We start from the raw sequence: 22,906 nt of genomic DNA, 5'->3' as shown, positions 1-22,906 counted from the left end.
GTTATGGTCAAGAATACTTTGGGATTAGTAGGTTTATGTAAGTGTAAAGAAGAAGTTTTAGGGAAGGATAGTATACTTTCATCAGAGAAGTGTTTAAAAGAAAATATTAAGGGATATAGAGAAAATACAAATAACAGCATCACCATGAAAAGCCTTAGTGAATATTACTTAAGTGAGGATTATGAAGTTTATTTTGTTGAGTATATAGGTGATGCTGTTAGTAAAATAAAGAACATTTATTTTGCTAATATATTTTTAACAGGAAAGTTTTTTGCCCTTTTATTTGTAGAGAATGGAAGACTTAATGAAGTTTTAAAATTAGTGCCAGAAATTACAAATATTCAAAAGGGCTTTCCTTATACCCTTTCAGAGCTGAGACTAAGTAGTAACTTATATAGTAGTAAGGCAATTGACAAAGAAAATATTATGCTTCAAGGAGAGGGCGTAGTTGTTGGAATTATTAGCACAGGAATAGATTACCTAAATTCAAGGTTTATAAAGGCTAATGGAAACACTAGAGTATTAAGTGTTTGGGATCAATCCTTAGACCAAGGATCAGTACCAAATGGGTTTCTTTTAGGTACTGAGTTTACTGAAGAAGAAATAAACGAAGCCTTGAGGATAAGAAGTTTAGGAGGGGATCCCTATTCTATAGTTAATCATGAAGATACGATTGGCCACGGTACTGCTATTGCTGGGATTATAGGTGGAGCAATTATTGAACCAGGAGATCCTTTAGTTAGTGTGGTTCCCAAGTGTGATTTTGCAGTAGTAAAGCTAAAAGAAGCTAAGAGCAATACCTTAAGATTAAGTGGTATAGATAGACGGGACATTCCCATATATCAGGATTCTGATATAGCAGCAGCTATAAGATATTTAGCCGAATTTCAGGAAAAACTTAATAGACCAATGGCAGTTTACTTAGCTCTAGGAAGTAATTATGGAGGGCGCAATGGACAAACTGTGCTTGAGAGATATATAGATTACTTCACGCAAAAAAGAGATTTTACTGTAATTTCAAATACAGGAAGCCAAGGTAATGCTCAGGGGCATGCTAGTGGTATTATATCAAGAATTGGAGAAGAACGGATTATTCCAATTAATGTAGATAAAAATGAAGGAAATTTATTTCTTTCTATTTATAATTTTAAGCCTGACAAATTATCCATAGGAATATCGGCACCAATGGGGGAAAGAATACAAACCTTAACAGTCCCACAGGTAAATGGGGAAGTTATAACCTTTAATTTAGGTAAAAGTACAATAACATTACAATACTTTAGTGATGGATTCAGCAATGGGGATGAAAGAATTGATGTGTTAATTAGAAATGCAGTTGGAGGGGCATGGATAATTAATCTTTTAGGTGAGCATATAGTTAAAGGAAAATATGATATGTGGCTGATTCAAAAGGAGTTATTGCGGCAAGAAACTAAATTTTTAGAAGCAGATACTAATATAACCCTAATGACCCCAGCTACAACAATAAATGCTTTAACTACTTCCTATTACAACCAAGAAAATAACACTATAGTCCCAGAATCTGGAAGAGGCTTTGCTAGAGATGGAGTTATTAAACCCTCTGTTGCAACGGCAGGGGTGGATATTTTAACTGTAGGTCTAAACAATAAGTTAATTGTAGCAACTGGAGCTGCTATTGCAGGAGCTTTACTCACTGGAGCAACAGCGATGATATATGAATGGGGAGTTATAAGAAAAAATGATTTAGATCTTTTCCCACCGAAGATGAGAAGCTATATTATTTCTTCAACTATTAGAGACGAAGGGCTAATATACCCTAATCCAGAATGGGGTTTTGGAAGATTAAGTTTTAAAAAGCTTCATGAAAATTTAAGTCAGTTATCTAGAAGTAATGTAGAAGATATGGGCAATGAAGAAAAAGATAATTTTCATGCTATGAATATCTATAAGACTATGAAAAATTTCTATAATAATGTTCAAGGAGAAGATATTGATTATGGAGGAATATACATTAATGTACCCATAGAAATATATGAAAGAATAGGGTATGAATAAAGCATATATAGATTAGTTGTTTCTTAGACTTATAGCTAATGAAAATATATAGGGTGTTAGTTGGATAATTAACATGTATATGTTACCAATAAGGGGGGGAGATAGGTCATGGAGTTTAAGGAATTGGATTACTCAAATTATAGTGTTAGACAGGTCCAACAAGAAGCTATTGAGAGTGGAGGAGACTTATATCAGCTAAGCAAAGATAAAATACAAGAGTTAAATAAGATTTATCTTGATGAGGACTATGAAACTTATTATGTTGAATATACAGGGAATATTAAAGAAGCAATAGACAAATTAGACTATGCAAAGATATTTTTCCCAGGCAAGTTTTTTGCAGTAGTTCTTCTAAGGTATGGAATGCTTACTAGGCTAGTACAAGAGGTAAAAGAAATTACAAATATAATAAGATTCTTCCCCTTTACTTTATCACAATTAAAGCCTTCAGACTTCCCACATGACCCAAAAGTGATAAATAAGGGAAGTATTGACTTAAATGGTGAAGGTGTAGTTGTTGGAATTATTAGCACAGGAATTGACTACTTGAATAAGAACTTTATAACATATGATGGTAAAAGTAGAGTGGTAGCCGTTTGGGATCAAACTTTAGATCAGGGGCCAATTCCTTACGGATTTGTTCAAGGCACAGAATTTAAAGTAGAGGAAATTAACAGAGCTATAGAAGAACAAAAATTAGGAAGAAACCCATATGCCATTGTAAACCATAGGGATGAAATTGGTCACGGTACTGCTATTGCAGGAATTATTGGTGGAAAAAATAGTGAAAATCCAGAAGAACTTGTAAGTGTTGCTCCTAATTGCGAATTTGCAATAGTTAAAATAAGAGAAGCAAAGAGAAGAACTTTGGAGACCATTGGTCTAGAAAACCCAAGGGAAAAAGTTTATGGATCCTATAACATTGCCTCTGCTATTAGATACCTAGCAGATTTGCAGTTAAGATTAAATAAACCAATGGTAATATATGTTCCAGTAGGAAGTAATCTTGGAGGTCACGATGGAGGTACTATAATTGAAAGATATATAGATTTATTTTCCCAAAGAAGAACTTTAGCTTTTGTAGGAGACAGTGGAAACCAAGGTAATACAGGTACTCATGCCAGTGGACAGTTAAATGGAAGTGGAGATAAAAAAAATATAGAAATTAATGTAGATAATGAGGAGAAGAATTTAGAGGTTTCCCTCTACATCATCAGAGCAGATAAATTAAAAATTGGTATCACGTCTCCTACAGGGGAGCAATTGGAGAATATTGGTTTGCCAAACAACTTAGGAGAAGTAGCTTCAGCTAATTTAGGTGGAAGTAGCATTACTGTGGAGTATTATCCTGAGAGTCAGGGAATACCAGATGGCAGGTTAGATGTTTTAATCAGAAATATAACAGGTGGAACTTGGAGTTTAAGTCTTACTGGAGAATTTATTACCAATGGAAGATACGATGCCTGGCTTTATCAAAAAGAGCTATTGGCAGCGGGAACTAGATTCATTAATTCAGATCCTTTTACCACTATGATGACCCCATCTACAGCTATAAATATTATAACTACAGCCTCTTTTAATCAACAAACAGGTAAGATTCTAGAAGAGTCAGGAAGAGGTTACACTAGAGATGGAAGAATTAAACCTTCTGTTGCCACAGGGTGTGTTGATGTTTTAACTACAGGCTTAGACAATAAATTAATTGTAGCTAGTGGACCAGCTATGGCTGGAGGAATATTAACAGGCACTGTGGCATTATTACTTCAATGGGCCTTAGTGCAAGGAAATAACCCAGAAATGTATCCTCAACGACCTAGGAATTATATTGTTGGAGGAGCTATAAAACAGCAAAACATGGCATACCCAACACCAGAGCTCGGATATGGGCAGCTAGATATAGAAACTTTGTTTAGAAATTTAGTAGAATCATCTCTAAGAAATAATAAACAGGAAGAAAAAAAGGTTATTACTGAAAAAAATATTACAGTGTTAGGCCTATATATAAATATACCTAAAGAAATATACGGGAAATTAAAATTATAATTAATCATGTTTTATTTACGGGAAATACAGATATGTTGAATACTATCAATCCTTTGGGAGGTAAATCTTTGTGAGTGTTAATAAAAGTACATTTAAAAATATTTATAGAGAAGTTCAAGAGGGAAATCCACAAATAGGAGCCACAGTAGAGCAGGCTAGCGCTTACTATTCAGATGAGTCATATGAAAGTTACTTTGTAGAATATACTGGGGATATTGGTGAAAGTGTTAGGAAAACAGGCATAGGGGATATATTCTTTTTTAATAAATTCTTTGCGCTTCTCTTTGTTAAGAAAGGGGAATTAAGTAATTTGTTGAAAATGGTTCCTGAAATTATAAATGTAGAAAAAAGTTTTATTTATACTTTATTACCTTTTAAAGCTGAAGAAGATCTTCCAGACTTAACCGTTATTAATAAGGAAAATACTTCATTAAATGGAGAGGGAGTTATAGTTGGCATTGTAGGCACAGGTATAGATTATTTGAATCCAAGGTTTCTTAATGAAAGAGGAGAAACGCGAATCCTATCTATTTGGGATCAATCTTTAGATACAGGACCTAAGCCAGCAACTTTTTTTTATGGCACAGAAATTAGTAGAGAAGATATAAATGATGCTATAAAAATAAAGGCAATTGGACAAAACCCTTATGGATTGGTTAATCATAAAGATGATGTAGGGCATGGAACTGCTGTAGCTGGAATAATAGGAGGAAGAAATTTAGGCGGAAGAGATTTATTTAAGAGTGTAGCTCCAAATTGTGAGTTTGCCATTGTAAAGCTAAAAAAAGCTAAGAGAAGTAACTTACAATTAATAGGGGTTGAGGACTATGATGGAAATGCATATGATTCAAATGATATAACAGCCTCAATGAGATACTTATCTGAATTACAACAGAGACTAAAAAGCCCAATGGTAGTTTATCTCACTGTTGGCACAAATTCTGGAGGGCATGATGGAGGCACTGTTGCAGAACGATATGTAGACTTCTTTACTAATAGAAGAGATTTTACCATAGTTACTAGCACTGGTGGGGAAGGAAATGCTGCCACTCATAGTAGCGGAAATCTCTTAGAGACCGGTGGAAATAATATGGTAGAAGTAAAGGTAGCACAGGGTCAAAAAAACCTATTTATGTCTATCTATACTGCAAAACCTGATAGAGTTTATATTGGAATAACAAGCCCTAAGGGAAATACCATTGAGCGGATAGATATTCCCTTTATTAGTGGAGCAGAAATAAATGTATCACTAGAGGAAAGTAGTATCTATATGCAATACTTTCTAGAGGAAGAAGGCATTGGAGATCAAAGAATAGATATACTCTTTAAAAATATACATGAAGGAATTTGGAAGATAAGTATTATTGGAGATACCTTAACAAGTGGCCGTTATGACTGTTGGCTTCAACAAAGAGAGTTTTTAAAAGATGATACTAGATTTTTAAAACCCAATGCTGCAATTACATTAATGACTCCTTCCACAGCAAACAACAGTATAGTATGTTCCTCTTACAATCAAATAGAAGGAACTATTTTGCTTGAATCTGGAAGCGGCTTTACAAGAGATGGTAGAATTAAGCCTCAAATAGCCATGGTGGCTAAAAATATACTAACCCCAAGTCTAAGTAATAGCACTATTGTAGCCAGTGGACCGGCTATGGCAGGGGCAATGCTTACAGGAGTGGTAGCGTTACTTTTTCAGTGGGGAATTGTAAAAAGCAATGATATCAATCTTTTTCCGCAAAAGATTGTAAGTTATCTAATACAAGGAGCTGAAAGGAAGGAAGGGGCAACTTATCCTAATGAAAGGGAGGGGTTTGGTGTTTTTAATTTTCAAAAATTCTTCAATGAATTGGGAATAGGCGCTAGAAGTGCTTTATTAGATCAGGGAAATAACAAGATGGTAACCAATGAAATAAAAGGTAATGTAAGGGAAGCAAATACTAAGAGTACTCAAGAGGATATATTTAAAAATTATTATCTTAACGAAGAGTATGAAAACTACATTGTGGATTATACAGGAAATATTTATGAGAGCTTTAAAAATATAGATTATGGAGTAGTTTACTTTTCAGAAAATTTTGGGGCCATGGTATCTATAGAAAAGGGGATGGTTGGTAGACTTTTAGCTGAAGTACCAGAAATAATAAATATACAAAATAGCTATTTATTCAATCTTTCCAACTTACAAACATCAAATGAACCTTATGTGCCATTAACCTTTGATAAAAGTGGATTAAACTTAGAGGGGCAGGAAGTTATAGTTGGAATTATAGGAACAGGTATTGATTATCTAAGGGAAAGGTTTATGACTCAGGACGGAAGAACTAGAATTTTAAATATTTGGGATCAAACTGTTGATACTGGAGAAGCTCCTTTGGGAACTTTTGGAACGGAGTTTACTAGCGAAGAAATTAATAGGGCTATAAAGGTAAACAAGGATGGGGGTGATCCTTATTCTATAGTTAATCATAAGGATGATAATGGATATGGAACTGCCGTTGCCGGCATTATTGGTGCAAGAAATTTAGGTGGAAATGATGACATAATAAGTTTGGTACCAAGATGTGAGTTTGCAGTTGTTAAATTAAAGGAGGCAAAAACCAATACCTTAGAGTTAAGTGGTGTAATGGAGAGGAATGGTAAAATTTACGAGACTACAGATATTGCTATAGCTTTAAGGTATTTAGCAGCTATACAAGCTAATGAAAATAAGCCTATGGTAGTATTTGTACCTTTAGGAAGTAACTGTGGAGGTCATGATGGTTCAGATGCTTTAGAGAGATATATAAGCTTTTTAGTAAATCAAAGAGGGTTTGTAGTTGTAACCACTAGTGGCAATCAAGGTAATAAGGATACTCATACTAGTGGAATACTGTTAGGTACTGGAGATATAAAAACTATAGATGTAAATATTGCAGAGGAAGAAAAAAACTTTTGTATGGGGATTTATTTAAACTTAGCAGATAGAGTTTCAATAGGATTTATAACTCCTGACGGAACAATTGTAGAAAAAATACCAGCTCCTTTGGGGCAAGAGGATATAGTAATTATTAATGTGAAGGATACTTTGATTGAAATCCGCTATCTTATTCAAGAACAAAGTCAGGGAGATCAAGCCATAATCATTTCCATGAAAGGCGTAAAAAGTGGGGTTTGGCAAATTCAACTTTTTGGAGATTCCATATTGGGAGGAAGATATGATGCATGGATGCATCAAAGGGAGTTATTAAAGCCAGATACAAGATTTTTAAGATCAGATGAATATATAACCTTAATGACACCCTCAACATCAGAAGGAATTCTTGTGGGGTCCTACTTTAACGAGATTAAAAATAATATAGCACCAGAATCAGGAAGAGGCTATACAAGAGATGTAAGGATAAAACCTGGTATTGGTATAGGAGGCACAAACATACTCACTCTCAGCCTAGAGGGTGAAGCTGTGGTTGCAAGTGGAGATGCTATATCAGGGGGAATTTTAGCAGGAGCTACTGCTATATTATTGCAATGGGGAATTGTAGAAAAGAATGATATTAATATGTTCCCATCTAGAATAAGAAACTATTTAATTGCTGGAGTAGAAAGAGAAGAAGGGACCACTTATCCGAACAGAGAAGTAGGCTATGGAGTTTTATCTATTAGTAAGTTGTTTCAGATATTAAGTGAGATTTCCGTAAAGCGCGCATCAATAAATGAAAGTAAGAATAAAAATTTAACTTATCAGAGTCTTTATATCAATATTCCCAAGGAAATATACCATAAAATAACAAAGAATTTCAGTAGAGGTTATAAATTAGAAGAATAAATTTTCACAAAGCATAATCTTTTACAAAAATTTTAACTTATATGGTGAATGGATGAAAAATTTATTTAATGTGACAAGTATCTAATTTAAGGTTTAAATCTATAATGGTATTGAGAGGATAATGTAAGCATCAGGTTTACATTGTGAATTATAGGGAATTTGGAATTATTGTGAAAAGGTGTTGAGAAGATGATATTTGGGGAGGATAATTGGGAACAAGATTACTTTGACATCTTGTCAAAAAGTGAAGCAATAACTCACAATAAAAGGCAAATGGTTATAGCAGGAAATAAGCAAATTTATTTGGATGAAAGTTACGAGACCCATATTGTTGAATACTTTGGAGATATAAGAAAAGCTATTGAAAACTTAGATTATGCATCAGTAATTGAATCTGAAAGTTTTTATTCTACAATATCTATAAAAAGGGGAATGTTACCAAGTCTCCTTAAAGAGGTAGAAGAGATAGTTAATGTAGAAAAAAATCATTTATATACTCTTTCAAAATTAGAAGTAGTGAATAATGCCTATGATAATAATGCTATCGACAATAAAAATGTGAATTTATATGGAGAAGGTGTAGTAGTAGGAATTGTTGGAACTGGAATAGATTATTTAAATGAAAGATTTATTACAGAAGATGGTGAGAGTAGAGTTATATCAATTTGGGATCAGACCTTAGAAGGAGGGACTGATTTATCCCAGTTAACCATAGGATACGGAAGTTTGTTTAGTAAGGAAAAGATACAAGAGGCTATAGTAATAAAGAAACAGGGCGGGAATCCTTATGATATTGTGCCACATAGAGATGAGGTAGGGCACGGCACAGCTATTGCAGGAATAGTAGGGGCAAGAAATTTTGGAGCTTATGATGATATGAATAGTGTGGCTCCAAAGTGTGAGTTTGCCATTGTTAAGTTAAAAGAGGCAAAAAAAATAAATTTGGAATTGAATGGTATAGGAGAGAGAACTACTCAAATCTATGAGGGAGCAGATATTGGCTTTGCTATAAAGTATTTAGCAAATTTACAATTAGAGATAAAAAAACCAATGGTGGTATATTTGCCCTTAGGCAGCAATTGTTCTGGTCATGATGGACATAGTGCTTTGGAAAGGTATGCAGAGTTTTATGAAAGAAGAAGAGGTTTTATTTTAGTAACTGACTGTGGTGATGAAGGAAATAGTGAAACTCATACCAGTGGAGATTTAGCCCCAGTAGGGAAAAGTAGTGTAGTTGAATTATCTGTGGATGAGAAAGAGATAAATTTTTGTATATCTATTTGGATATCAAGACCCAATAAGGTTGGAGTTGGTATAATAGCGCCTTCAGGAGAAACTTTGGAAAAGCTTCCTATCCCAAGTTACCAAGAAGGTGAAGCTACTGTAAATATTGGTAGTTATCAAATAAGAATACAAACAGCTATACAGGAAGAAACAGGAGGAGAACAAGTAGTTTTTATTTATGGAAAAGGAAATGTTGGTGGCATTTGGCAATTTATAATCACTAGTGAATATGCAATTGATGGAAGGTATAATTGCTGGATTCTTCAAAAAAAGTTATTAAAAGAAAACACCAAGTTTATAATTCCAGATCCATATATAACTTTAACCATCCCATCTACAGGAGTGGCCATAGGAAGTACAGCTTATTATAATCAAAGAAATAATACTGTAGTAGCTGAATCTGGCAAGGGATATACAAGAGATGGAAGAGTAAAGCCTGGAGTGGCATCACCAGGGGTAGACATATTAACTGTAGGAAAAAACAACAGCATGATAGTGACAAAGGGAGCAGCTGTAGCTGGAGGAATATTAACGGGAGCCACAGCTCTATTGTTAGAATGGGGAATTGTTCAAGGAAATGATGAAAATTTATTTGGCGCAAAAGCAGGTAATTATATAATTAGAGGCACAAAGACAATTGAAGGAGTAACCTTTCCAAATCCAGATTGGGGCTATGGAATATTATCTATTAGCAAGTTATATGAGGTTTTAATCAATACTTCAAATAATAAACCTGTTGAAGGCCTAGCTTCGAACAAAAGAGGAGAGAAGAAGGGAAACATTTATATAAGGATACCAACGGAGTTATTTGAATGGTTAATATAATTTATTCATAAGCTGAAGCTTTTCTTCTTAAAGTAAGGTCATATTCTTTACTTAAGGGGTGTTAACAACAAAAGTTAGAATATTAAAGTTAACCTATTGCGAAGGTTTCAATGTTGCTAAAGTATAGTTGAATGAAGGTTAGATGCTTAGAACCTTTGATTTGAGATTTTAGTTAGTAAGGGATAAGGGGATGAAAGATGTATGCACATTGACAACTTGAAGTACGAAGAAGAAAATTATGAGGGTTTAAATAAAAATATAAAAACTAAAGTAAGTTCAGTTGAAGATAGTATTTTAAAGCGAGAACATTATAGTATAGGTAAATCGAAATTTCTTGAGTTTTACATGAGTGAGGATTATGAAAATTATATTATTCAATACAACGGAGACATTTTAAAGGCTCTAGAACCCATAAGCTATGCTAGAGGGTATGCAGCAGGACAAAGTTATTTTGCAGCTATAGCAGTAAGGAAGGGAAAACTTCAGGAGCTACTTAAGGCAGTACCACAAATTACTAATATAGAAAAAAGTTATCCCTTCACTCTTTCAGATTTAAAGATTGTTAATGAAGGTAGTAGCATGAAAGTTTTTACTAAAAAACCTGAATTTTTAAATGGAGAAGGGGTAATAGTTGGGGTAATTGGCACTGGTATAGATTATTTAAGTGATAGATTTATGACTCAAGATGGAAGGAGTAGGGTACTAACAATTTGGGATCAAACAATACAAAGGGGACCTACCCCTGAAACTTTAAGATATGGAACTGTTTTCTCAAAGGATAAAATACAAGAAGCAATAAGGTTGAAAAAACAAGGGGGAGATCCCTACACCATAGTGAGTCATAAGGATGAAACTGGGCACGGCACAGCCATAGCAGGAATTATGGGTGCAACAAATTTAGGACCCGAAGATGAAATTGCAAGTATAGCCCATAAATGTGAGTTTGCTATTGTAAAGCTTAAGGAAGCTAAGAAATCTACTTTAGAAATCAATGGAGTTAGTGAGGAGCTAACTAACATCTATGAAAGTACTGATGTAGCCGCAGCAATTGAATATTTAGCTTTACTACAGGAACGATTAAATAAACCAATGGTGGTTTATTTACCAATTCAAAGTAATTGTGGTGGTCATGATGGTCAAACAGCAATAGAGAGGCATATAGATATTTACAATATGAGAAGGGGTTTTGTTGTAACTTGTAATACTGGTAATGAAGGGGATACAGCCACTCATACTAGTGGGATTTTAGCCCAAAAGGGTGATGTAGGTAAAGTAAGTGTAGAAATTGGAGAAAAAGAAAATAAATTCTGCCTATCAATTTGGATTACTAGGCCAGATAAGATTTCTATGGAAATTATATCTCCAACAGGAGAAAAGTTAGAAAAAATTCAGGTACCTAAATTAGATGAGGGACAAATAGAAATAAAACTAGGGGAAAGTACTATTGTTATTCAGTATTTTATACAGGAACAAAGCGGCGGAGAGCAGGTTATTATTCTTATGATGAAAAACATTAAGGGAGGAATTTGGCAGTTAAATCTTATTGGAGAGGTTGTGGTTAATGGGAGGTATGATGTATGGATGCATCAAAGACACTTATTAAAAGGGAATAGTAGATTTGTAAATCCAGATCCATATACCACACTAACTATACCCTCCAGTGGAAGAAATATACTTTGTACGGGCTACTATGATGGAAAAGATACCACTTTGCTTGCTGAATCTGGTAGAGGATATACTAGAGATGGAAGAATAAAGCCTACAGTGGTTATCGGTGGAACCAATATATTAACTACAGGACTTAATAATAGTAATATTATTACTAGTGGAAGCACCGTTGCAGGAGCTATACTCACTGGCGCAGTAGCACTTTTGCTTCAGTGGGGGATTGTAAATAAAAATGACACTAACTTGTACGCTTCTAAAATTTATACTTATTTAATTCGCGGAACTATAAAAAAAGAGGGTGTAATTCATCCTAATCCAGACTGGGGATACGGAATATTAACCTGTGAGGAGTTGTTTAAAAATTTAGGAAGACTTCCAGACAATATTATTCTCGGGGAAAGTTTGAATTATTTTAAAAGTATAACCCTTGAAAATATGTATTTTAATATTCCTTATGAAGTGTATAAAAGATTAATAATATAACAAAATTGAATTTAAGTTTCTTATAGAGATAAATGCTTTAAGATAAGTTTATATATAAAGATATTAAGATTTCAAGTAAGGAACCATATATATTACAAAAATCACTCACAGCTTTATAGGAAAGCTTATGGGTGATTTTATTATTTTTATTATTGAACTTTTTTATATTAACACTCATATAATATTATGAAGCATTATGTTAAGGAGAATATTATGGCGGATGTTGGAAGGCTTAAAGTTCAAGTTTTTCAAGGTAATACTTATGTTCCAATTAGGGATGCAAGGGTAACAGTTATTCCGAGAGAAAGATATAATAGGGAAACAGCTCAAATTCAAACTGACAATTCGGGGCAAACCCAAGTTATTGATTTAGTTGCGCCACCTAAAGAACTTTCACTTGACCCAAACAATACTACTCAACAACCTTACAGCACTTGTGATGTAATTGTTGAGGCGGAGGGTTTTGAGAGATTTCAGGTTAGTGGCTGTCAGATACTTCCCGATACTACAGCACTACAAATTTGCAATTTAACACGAATTGGTGCTGTAGGTGGAGCAGGTACAACTACTGGAGGCGCAGGAGGAGCAACTGGTGGTACAACACCAAATGGAGTAACAGGGGCTAATGGTACTACTAATGGCACAGGAACAAATGGAACCACAACTAATGTAGCAAGGAGTTGGTGGGGAAGAGAAATTCTTGAGCCTACCGAAACTATAGAAGTTCCGGCAAATCGGCTATTTGGAAATTTCCCACCTAAGATTCCAGAAGACCCAAACAAACCATTACCACCACCACCAAGCGGCTTTGTGGTACTTCCTGAACCAGTAGTTCCAGAATTTATCATTGTGCATACAGGAGTGCCTACTAATACAGCGGCACCTAACTACACAGTAAGGTTCAGAGATTATATAAAAAATGTGGCTAGTTCAGAGATTTATGCTACCTGGGATGAAAAAGCAATTAGAGCTAATATATATTGTATTTTGTCCTTTACTTTAAATAGAATTTATACAGAATGGTATAGAGGAAAAGGTTATAAGTTTGATATAACCAATTCAACTGCCTTTGATCATGCCTTTACTTATGGAAGAAATATATTCGATAACATTAGTAGAATAGTTGATGATCTATTCACTACCTATGTGCAAAGGACAGGGGCAAAACAGCCGTTACTTACGCAGTATTGTGATGGAAGGCAAGTGCAATGTCCGGGGTGGCTTACCCAATGGGGAAGCCAATCCTTAGCAGAACAAGGAAGAACCCCATATCAAATACTAACTAACTTTTATGGATCAAATATTCAACTAGTTCAAGCAAAAGAAGTATCAGGAATACCACAATCCTATCCAGGATTTAATTTAAAGATCGGTAGCTCAGGAGCACCAGTAAGGACAGTTCAAACCTTTTTGAACAAAATAGCTGAAAATTTTCCAGCTATTAAAAAGGTGGCAATAAGTGGAAAATATGATCAGGCTACCTCTGATTCAGTTAAAACCTTCCAAAGTATATTTAACCTTCCACAAACAGGGATAGTAGATCTTGCAACTTGGTATAGTATTTCTAATATTTATGTTGGTGTAAGTAAAATAGCAGAACTTAGAAGAAGTGTACAGCCAACTATTGAAACCGCAAGATTTTATCCACCAGTACCTTATGAAGGAATGGTTAATATTCCTAATATAAAGTATCCAATTTAATTGTGTTTTAAGATATAGCTTCTACAGCCTGTTCACCTGCGACATTATGTAAAATTAGGGTTTATAGAAGGAAAAGTTTTCTTGGAAAGTAATTAAATAAATTTAATTTAGTCACTACTTAATATTCCTAAATATTATTAAGCAAGTCCCTTGAGGTAACAACACCTTGAGGGATTTTTCATATGTTAATTATGGGTAAGTGCATAGAACCTTTGTGATAACTTGGAATGGAAAGTTAGACATGGGTAAGGAGGAATTGAATTGTTCTGTGCTTCGACAGGTCACGGAATAGAGGTGGGAAGGAATTGGGTTGTTCCGTGCTCCGACAGGTCACGGAATATAGGTGAAAAATGAATTGAGTTATCCCGTGCGGAGACAGGTCACGGAATATAGGTGAGGATGAATTAGGTTGTTCCGTGCAGAGACAGATCACGGAATAGAGGTGGGAAGGAATTGGGTTGTTCCGTGCTTAGACAGGTCACGGGATAGAGGTGAGAAAGAATTGAATAGTTCCGTGCTCCGACACGGAACAGAATATAGGTGTATATTTTTTTTGTTTTTACTTATACTAAGTTTTGGATTTAATTTTTAGTAGTAATTGTATGAAGCTATTCCACCAATTGGGGGTTTTAATCAAGAAACTTTTCCAGTATAATGTTATAGGAGTAGTTTATACAATTTTCAGTAGGCCTAATGCCATTTTGGCAAGGGAGGATTTTATTTTGGGGTGAATCCTAGAATTTGTAATGATAGTTTTAAGGTTAAACGTGGAGTCAGAGCTTTGTGTATAATGAGCAAATACTCTTTAGTGAATAAGTTTAATTGTTTAACTTTGAAGATTCTTTATAGATTTAGGTAGGGTATCTCTTTCCGAACCCGTCAACTAACTTCCTAGGCACTAAGAGAGGAGTAAGAAAAATGAAAAGAAATATTTTATGTGTTTTATTGGCTACATCACTGTCCATAGGTGCAATGATTATGGCAGGTGAGAAAGCTTCTGAAAGAAAGGAAGTACAGCCGGTGGCACAGGTACAGGTGACTCAAGATAGAAGATTATCTAGAGGGGGAACCTTTAACGACAGTTTAAATGTTAACGCAGAAGAAAATATAGAGGCCGGAAAAACAGAACAAAGTTCACAAAAGGTTGAAACGCAACAAACAGAAAAAAATTCTAATGAGGCAGAAAGTGATGCAGCCTCGAAAGAGAAACAAAAACCTAAGATTGAAACTCTTGACTGGTGGGAAGAAGCTCAATACATATTTCCACGAGGTGCGGTAGCTGAAATCCAAGATGTTTATACTGGAAGAACTTTTAATATAAAGAGAACCTTTGGAACTAATCATGCAGATTGTGAAGCTTTAACCAGTGAAGATACTGAAGTAATTAAAGAAATCTGGGGAGGCTTCTCTTGGGAAAGAAGACCGATTATTGTTAATATAGAAGGTAGAAGAATTGCTGCATCTATGGCAGCTATGCCTCATGCAGGAAAGGATTCGGCACCAGCTCTAGCTGTAGCTACTAACTTATCAGCAGGTTATGGAACAGGTCAAAATCTTGACTTAGTTAAAGATAATGGAATGGATGGAGTCTTTGATGTGCATTTCTTAGGAAGCAAGAGACATAAGGATGGTAAAGTTCAGGCAGTAGTTGACCCTCAGCATCAAGAAGCTATAGAAATTGCAGCAGGAACAAAGTAAAATCATTCTCTTATGTTTTAACAAAAATAGTTTGCTTAAATTTAAGAAAGCTATTTAGTGGAAGCATTAACATGAAAAAAGTGTAAGATTTGAAGTTTAATTTATATATAAACTAGCAGAATACAACAAAAAATCCTCTGGAAACTTCAGGGGATTTTTTGTTGTATCTACATAGGTGTAGGATGAAAGACAACTGTAGCAAATTATGCTGAAAATTCTTAATATATTAGTTCTATTTTTGTAATTTTGTAGTAAAATATGTTATATACGGTTAATATTTATATTTTATAGTAGATGCCATGGATTCTAGGCTTTTTTGGGGGGGGACTATGAATAATATGGATTTAAAAAGGAAAGATATTCAAGAAATGCACAAAAAATCAGCAGTAATAATAACTTTTATAATTAGCTTTGCTTATATATTATCTTTAATTATATGGAAATTCTTATGGGTAGGAAATGAACACTTAATTCATTCTTTAATGGGGTTAGCCTGTGTATTTGTAGGAATTTCTACTTTTTTGTTAAGTTGGAATACCTATGATTACGAAAACTTGAGTAATAGGATGATTGGGTTTGGATTTTTAATTATTTCTTCTTTTGATCTACTTCATATTTATTATTATGAGAGTATCTATAAGTATAGCAATATTCCTAATGACTTGGCGCTGAAGTTTTGGATGATGAGTAGACTAGTTCAAGGATTAATTCTATTTATCCTTAGTTGTTTACTGGAATTACAGCAAAGTGTGAAATGTAGTTGTCTTGCTAGGCTAAGTAAAAGGCAGGCTAATCCTAATAAAGGAAAGCATATATCAGCTATCCTATCAATGGTATTTGTATTAGTTATTTGGTATTTGTTATATAATAAGCCTTTTTTTACTCTTTACACAGGAAATAGAGGTACTAGTACTAAAATTATTCTTGAAATAACAGTGATTGCTTTATTAATTTTAACTTTAATTAAGCTTCATAAAAATAAAGCCTTAGACGAAAGATTAAGTTTAAAGTATGTATTTTTGAGCTTATGTGTAATGATTGTCAATGAAGTGATATTTATATCAATGAATTCAGCAAATTCCTTTTTAATGTTATATGGACATGTTATAAAAATTGCAAGTTATCACTTCCTTTATAGAGGAATCTTTGAGAGTGCTGTAAAGTACCCTCACAGAAAAGTAGAAGAAGTAAATGACAAACTAATAGATATTTTGGATGCTATTCCGATAGCCTTAGTTACTTATGACGAAAGCAATAAATTATCTTTTGCAAATAAAAAGTTCCAGGAGGTAATTGGCTGGAGCCGTGATGATCTTGTAGGGTTAAGTCCAGAGGAGTTTTTTAAAGTTATCCCTAAGGATGAAAAAAATGAAGAACAAGCAATAGTTGAACAAGTTCTAGAGAATGAGAGTAGTATAAATGGAGTTATAAGAACCTATCGAAATTCTAAAGGGAATAATGTGAAGCTATTGGTTAATGCTCATAGAATAAATAGTGGGGCACTAGTATTCTTCAATGATGTAAAGGCAGAGCAACAAATTGCAAACTTAAACCTACAAACTCAAACAATTTTAAATTCTATAGGAATCCCTTCAGTGATATTAGATAATAAGAATAGGATTACTGCTCATAATATGGCCTTCATAAATTTAATTCATAGAGAAGATATAGACATTATTAAAATGAATATTGATGAGCTTGTAGAAATGCTAAATGGCAAGAAGAAATTATTGGATAGCAAGTATGAAAATAATATGTTAGTTGAAGAACTGTATGAAGGTTTTTTTGATTGTGAAAATGGAATAAGGAAAAATGTTTTAATAAAGGTATCGATGATTTATAACATTGAAAAAGAAAAGGTTGGAGGAGCTTGCATAATTCAAGATATAACTAACGAAAAGGAAAATCGACAAAAGTTAATTAACCAAGAGAAATTGGCTCTTTTAGGGCAAATGTCTGCTACTATAGTTCATGAAACAAGAAATTTTTTAACCACAATAAAGGGCTGTAGTCAACTTATACAAGCTTATTCTAAAGAAGAGAAGATTAAAGAATATGCGGAAAAAATTAATAGTAATACAAATGAAGTTAATAAAATAATAAGTAATTTGTTAACTATGTCTAAGCCTAGTCAAGCTGTTATGGAGGAGGTCTCAATAAATGATTTAATAGTATCTTTAAAAAGTACTTTAGAGACTTCAACTATTACTAAGGGAATAGAGGTTAACTTTAATTTAAATTACGATGAAAGATATATACTTTGTGATGAAGGTCAGTTAAAACAGGTAATGTTGAATTTGTGTAAAAATGCAGTGGATGCTATGTGCGGCAACGGAGAAGCTGTGTTAAACATAGGAATAGGATTAAAGGAAGAAAATGAAGAGTTGTTTATAAAAATATCAGATAATGGAGTAGGAATTTCTAAAAACAACTTATCCAAAATTGGTATGCCTTTTTTTACAACTAAAAAAAATGGCACAGGATTAGGACTAAATGCCTGTTATGAGATAATTAAAAATCACAAGGGCAAGATTAATGTGGAAAGTGAAATTGATAAGGGTACAATCTTTACCATTACTATACCTTGTATAACACATGAAGATTTAGCAGAAATTGTTTAGGTTAAAATGATTATAAGATAACCTTTATGGACGTTAAGGATTAATAAAAGTTAAGGGAGCTGTGCAATCTTATTAATAATACAAAGGATAAATTCCAATAACTATAATATAGGGTACACTAGAGATTTTTTAACTCTAGTGTACTTTTTTATAACAAAAGTCTAAAAGCCACATAAAATAGATATATAGAATAGAGTGGGGGGATTGAAGTGTTTGTAGACCCTAGAAGTTTTAACGGAATGCAAGAACATAATTATATGGAGTCATACTGTAATAAATATAGAGAAAGTAACGATAAATTTACGGAATTTTATTTAAGCGATGATTATGAAACTTATACTATAGAATATACAGGAGATATTTTAAAGGCCTTTGAAAAGATAGATTATGCTGCAATTACAGTTACAGGACCAGTATTTGCTTTAGTTGCTGTACCTAAAGGGGAACTAAATAGACTTCTTGATGATATTCCTGAAATTATTTATGTGGAAAATAGTTTTCCGTATACCCTATCTCCAAGTGAAGTCGTTGACACAAATAGCTACTATAATTTTATGGAGGGAACAAATTCAAGTTTAAACGGGGAAGGGGTTATTGTTGGAATTATTAGCACAGGGATAGACTATTTAAATCCTAGGTTTACAGATATTACTGGAAACACCAGGGTTATAGCTATATGGGATCAAACCTTGCAACAAGGACCTAAACCTAGCTCAATTGCTTATGGTACTGAATTTTCTAGTGAGAACATAAATGATGCAATAAAGTTAAAGAACAATGAAGGAGATCCTTACTCAATTGTTAATCATAGAGATGAAAAAGGAAATGGTACTTCAATTGCAGGGATTATAGGAGGAAGAAAGCTAGACCCAAAAGACTTATTAGTAAGTGCAGCGCCAAGGTGTGAATTTGCTATTGTAAAATTAAAAAATGCCAAAAAGAGCACTTTGGAATTAAATGGAATAGATAAGGAGGGTGTAGACGTATACGAAAGTGCAGATATTCGCACCGCACTACTATACCTTTCAGAACTTCAAATCAAGGAGAATAAACCAATGGTAATATACACTCCCTTCGGAAGCAACATAGGGGGACATGATGGTGATGGTCCTATAGAAAGATTCATTGATTCTTTAATTCAAAGAAGAGGTTTAGAGGCAGTTGGAAATACTGGAGCTGAGGCTATGGCCAACACTCATACTAGTGGAGTGATATCCGCTACAGGAAAGGAACAGATAATCGAAATAAGTGTAGATCCAAGGCAAAAGGATCTTTACTTTATTATTTGGGCAAAGAGACCTGATAAGATAAGCATAGGACTTACACCGCCAAATGGAAATGGAACAGGTAGAATCCCAGCAATTTTTACAGAAGGAGAAGAGGTAAGGATTCAAATCGGTAGTAGTGTGGCAACGGTAAGATACCATGTATCCTTTACAAATGGGGATCAGTATGTTGGTGTACTAATTAGAAATGTACAAAGTGGAGTTTGGAAAGTAAATGTGTACGGTGATTATATAGTAAACGGAAGATATGATGTTTGGTTATTTCAAAGATATCTACTCTATGAAAATACAAAGTTTCTAATTAATGACCCATTTATAACTTTAAGGCTACCTTCTACTGCAGTAAATGTATTAGCTACCTCCTATTATGATAGCAAGACAAAAGTGCCAGTACCTATGTCAGGAAGAGGATTTACTAGGGATGGAAGGATTAAACCGGATATATGTACTGGAGGTACGGATATATTAACAACGGGATTAGAAGGAAAAGATATTGTAATTAGTGGAGCGGCAGCAGCAGGGGCTATTCTGTGTGGAGCAGTAGCTCTAATTATGCAATGGGGGCTTGTTCAAGGTAATGATAAAAATTTATTTACACCTAAAATAAGAAGTTACATTATAAAGAGTGTAATAGAAGTGGAGGGCGTGACTTACCCTAATCCTCAGTGTGGGTATGGAATGTTAGATTTCAGAAAACTATACCAAACTTTAGGGGTTTTATAAGACAAGTCCGATTTAATAATTTATCATAAGTACTCCATAGGTATACCTTTGGAGTATTTAATTTTTAGATAATTATGAGCTAATAGGGGAAATGAGGATTTCGAAATATAATTTTATTAATTAACACGAATATGACATAAAAATAGTCTATAATTATAAGTGAAAATATTTAGCTAAAAATTATATAATAATTTTAAAATACATTGATGTATAAATGTTAGGAGACATGGTGGGCAATATAAGGAAATGGATAAAGTACTCATTAATTTATATTAATTATAATAGGAGAGGTGAGTTTATTGAATAAGTCAATTTTGATTGTGGATGATGAAGATAATATAAGAAATCTTTTAGCTGTGTACTTAAGAAAAGAAGGCTTTGAGATTTATCAGGCAGATAATGGAGTAGAAGCCTTAAATATAGTTAAGAGTAATCAAATAGATTTTGTAGTGATGGACATAATGATGCCAGTAATGGATGGCTTCGAAACTTTAAAAATCTTAAGAAAAGATAGCAATGTTCCAGTAATGATGCTCAGTGCTAGGGCGGAAGATGAAGATAAGCTTTTTGCTCTTGGGTTTGGAGCAGATAATTATGAAACTAAACCTTTTAGTCCTAAGGTCTTGGTTGCTAAAGTTAAGGCACAAATCAAGAGGATTTATGGAAACGAAGGTAAGGATCAACATAAGAACTTAGAGGGTTTAGTCTTTGGCAGTTTATACATTAGTGAAAAGGCTCACAAAGTGGTTTTGAATAAGGAAGAACTTAACTTATCACCGACGGAATTCTCTCTTCTTATTTACTTTGTAAACAATAAAGGCATAGTACTAACAAGGGAGCAAATTTTAACCGCCATTTGGGGATACGACTTTGAGGGTGATTTAAGAGTAGTAGATACCACAGTGAAAAGACTAAGAGAAAAGTTAAAGGAAAGTGCCAATTTAATTACTACTGTGAGAGGGTTTGGGTATAAGTTCCAAGGGGACGGTGAAATATGAGGCCAGAAATTACAGTTAAGAATAGCATAACAAGGAAGTTATTTTTTATAACCATAATTATATTTATCTCTTTTTTAGCATTTACCCTTATAACTCAGAGAGTGTTTTTTGAAAAAATGTACTATAACAAGAAAAAGGCGGATATTGAAGCTAATGTGGGCAAATTTAAGCAAACCTTAGCCATGGCTAAAAGTGAAGAAGAAATTTTAATAGCCATGAAGGAATATGAAGATAAATACAATACTTTTATGGCTATAGTTGATACCGAAAATAACATTACCATAGTGTTTAATACAGGACACAAGAAAATAGATACTGATAAGCAAACAATGGTTAGAAACATTGTAAATGAATTTAAGTATAATAGTGAATTACAACAAGAGTTAAGTAATAAAGGTAAAATTACTTTTGGAGTAACGGACCAAAAAACTGATACAAAAAGTTTAGTTTCAGTAATAATACAAGATTCCCAGATAGTTCTAGGATTTACTTCTATGCAATCTATAAAGGAAGCGGTAGGAGTTATCGAAATATTTTATAAGTACTTTTATATAGCAGCAATAGTGGTAATAGTATTTTTATCGTTAGTTTTCACTAGAATGATAACTAGGCCTCTTAAAAGAATTAATAAGGTGGCAATGAAAATGGCTCACTTAGATTTTAGTGAAAAGTGCCTAGTGGATTCAGAAGATGAAATAGGAAGTCTTGCAAACTCCCTTAATTTTCTATCTTCAGAACTTCAACTTTCTTTAAATTCGCTTCAAAGTGCTAACACAAAACTAAGAAGAGATATTGATAAAGAGAGAAAGCTAGAGACCATGAGGAAAGAGTTCATTGCTGACGTATCCCATGAATTAAAAACACCTATTACTTTGATTAAGGGTTATGCAGAGGGCATTAAGGATGATATGTTTTCTAAGGAAGAAATGGATTACTCCCTGGATGTAATTATCAGTGAGTCCGATAAAATGGGTAATTTAGTGAAGGATATGCTAGAGCTATCTACCCTTGAGAGTGAAAATATAATTTTAAAAACGGACATCTGTGATATTGGACAAATTATAGAGGGTACTATAAGAAGATTAATGCCTTCAATTCTAGAAAAAAACATAGATGTTCATATGGATTTAGCAGATAACTTAAAATTAAAGGGTGATTGTTTTAAATTAGAGCAAGTAGTTACAAATTTTTTAACCAATGCTATAAGACATACAAATATAGGAGGGCATATTTGGATAAGTACAAAGGTGCAACAGGAAAAAGGCTTTGTGTATTTTGAAAATAGTGGGGGACATATTGAAGAAGAGGCTCTAAGTAAGATTTGGGATAAGTTTTATAAAGGAGATAAATCAAGAAGCCGAAAATTTGGGGGCACTGGTCTTGGGTTATCTATAGTTAAAAAAATTATAGAGTTGCATAAAGGAACCTATGGAGTTAAAAATACTGAACAAGGAGTCATGTTTTATTTTTCTATGGATAGAGAAGCTTAAGTAAGCCTAGTATTTGGAACAATTAATGCAGATAAGATTCAAAGCTTAAGTCTTCCCTAAGTTTTTTAGGTGCTAGATAACTTAGTTTACAAGTAATTTTATTTTAAATAAATAATATACAATAGTGGAAAGTTTTGATACTATATTATTGAGTAATAATTATTATTATTATTTACAATTGATTATTGATTAATTTTATTTATTTAAAGTTATTAATTTAATTGAACAATGAACTTATGTT

At 33.5% G+C, this 22,906-nt stretch carries 11 protein-coding genes and 1 riboswitch; all 11 genes read left to right on the top strand.

The window, feature by feature from the left end; genetic code table 11:
- The first annotated feature begins 3 nt into the window (after positions 1-3).
- The 11 genes from C661_RS0109135 to C661_RS0109085 all read left to right on the top strand — a co-directional run bounded on the left by C661_RS0109135 (position 4) and on the right by C661_RS0109085 (position 22,665).
- Positions 4-2,037, top strand: coding sequence for a S8 family peptidase (locus tag C661_RS0109135; protein ID WP_017415014.1), 2,034 nt, complete (start codon positions 4-6; stop codon positions 2,035-2,037).
- A gap of 108 nt (positions 2,038-2,145) precedes the next feature.
- The gene (locus C661_RS21575; RefSeq protein WP_017415013.1) at positions 2,146-4,080 is read left to right on the top strand and encodes a S8 family peptidase; all 1,935 of its coding nucleotides are present in this window, start codon (positions 2,146-2,148) and stop codon (positions 4,078-4,080) included.
- 70 nt (positions 4,081-4,150) lie between these two features.
- Positions 4,151-7,888: a S8 family peptidase gene (locus C661_RS0109125; RefSeq protein ID WP_017415012.1), complete on the top strand. Its 3,738-nt coding sequence runs from the start codon at positions 4,151-4,153 to the stop codon at positions 7,886-7,888.
- A gap of 189 nt (positions 7,889-8,077) precedes the next feature.
- On the top strand, positions 8,078-9,997 hold the full coding sequence (locus tag C661_RS0109120) for a S8 family peptidase (protein WP_017415011.1): 1,920 nt from the start codon (positions 8,078-8,080) through the stop codon (positions 9,995-9,997).
- 201 nt (positions 9,998-10,198) lie between these two features.
- Positions 10,199-12,148, top strand: coding sequence for a S8 family peptidase (locus C661_RS0109115; protein WP_017415010.1), 1,950 nt, complete (start codon positions 10,199-10,201; stop codon positions 12,146-12,148).
- 213 nt (positions 12,149-12,361) lie between these two features.
- Positions 12,362-13,849, top strand: coding sequence for a peptidoglycan-binding domain-containing protein (locus C661_RS0109110; protein WP_017415009.1), 1,488 nt, complete (start codon positions 12,362-12,364; stop codon positions 13,847-13,849).
- 677 nt (positions 13,850-14,526) lie between these two features.
- Positions 14,527-14,761: riboswitch (cyclic di-AMP (ydaO/yuaA leader) on the top strand.
- Positions 14,762-14,767: 6 nt separating this feature from the next.
- The gene (locus tag C661_RS22715) at positions 14,768-15,547 is read left to right on the top strand and encodes a hypothetical protein (RefSeq protein ID WP_017415008.1); all 780 of its coding nucleotides are present in this window, start codon (positions 14,768-14,770) and stop codon (positions 15,545-15,547) included.
- Between the two features lie 329 nt (positions 15,548-15,876).
- Complete coding sequence (locus C661_RS21565) at positions 15,877-18,168, top strand: MASE3 domain-containing protein (protein ID WP_017415007.1); 2,292 nt, start codon at positions 15,877-15,879, stop codon at positions 18,166-18,168.
- A 209-nt stretch (positions 18,169-18,377) separates the two neighbouring features.
- Positions 18,378-20,177 carry a S8 family peptidase gene (locus C661_RS21560; protein ID WP_017415006.1) on the top strand — a complete coding sequence of 600 codons (1,800 nt, stop codon included), beginning with the start codon at positions 18,378-18,380 and terminating at the stop codon, positions 20,175-20,177.
- A 299-nt stretch (positions 20,178-20,476) separates the two neighbouring features.
- A complete protein-coding gene (locus tag C661_RS0109090; protein WP_017415005.1) occupies positions 20,477-21,175 on the top strand; it encodes a response regulator transcription factor in 699 nt (232 codons plus the stop codon).
- A complete protein-coding gene (locus C661_RS0109085) occupies positions 21,172-22,665 on the top strand; it encodes a sensor histidine kinase (RefSeq protein WP_017415004.1) in 1,494 nt (497 codons plus the stop codon). Before C661_RS0109090 ends, C661_RS0109085 begins: the two co-directional genes overlap by 4 nt.
- Positions 22,666-22,906 lie beyond the last annotated feature (241 nt).

This window comes from Clostridium tunisiense TJ (assembly GCF_000300195.1).
GTDB lineage: Bacteria > Bacillota > Clostridia > Clostridiales > Clostridiaceae > Clostridium_J > Clostridium_J tunisiense.
This window is presented reverse-complemented; position numbering and strand designations above follow the sequence as displayed.

What these genes read in the sequence shown, in the direction of transcription:
- C661_RS0109120 (WP_017415011.1), top strand. Translation starts at nt 8,078, where the DNA reads ATGATATTTGGGGAGGATAATTGGGAACAAGATTACTTTGACATCTTG.
- C661_RS21575 (WP_017415013.1), top strand. Translation starts at nt 2,146, where the DNA reads ATGGAGTTTAAGGAATTGGATTACTCAAATTATAGTGTTAGACAGGTC.
- C661_RS0109115 (WP_017415010.1), top strand. Translation starts at nt 10,199, where the DNA reads ATGCACATTGACAACTTGAAGTACGAAGAAGAAAATTATGAGGGTTTA.
- C661_RS0109110 (WP_017415009.1), top strand. Translation starts at nt 12,362, where the DNA reads ATGGCGGATGTTGGAAGGCTTAAAGTTCAAGTTTTTCAAGGTAATACT.
- C661_RS21565 (WP_017415007.1), top strand. Translation starts at nt 15,877, where the DNA reads ATGAATAATATGGATTTAAAAAGGAAAGATATTCAAGAAATGCACAAA.
- C661_RS22715 (WP_017415008.1), top strand. Translation starts at nt 14,768, where the DNA reads ATGAAAAGAAATATTTTATGTGTTTTATTGGCTACATCACTGTCCATA.
- C661_RS0109135 (WP_017415014.1), top strand. Translation starts at nt 4, where the DNA reads ATGGTCAAGAATACTTTGGGATTAGTAGGTTTATGTAAGTGTAAAGAA.
- C661_RS0109085 (WP_017415004.1), top strand. Translation starts at nt 21,172, where the DNA reads ATGAGGCCAGAAATTACAGTTAAGAATAGCATAACAAGGAAGTTATTT.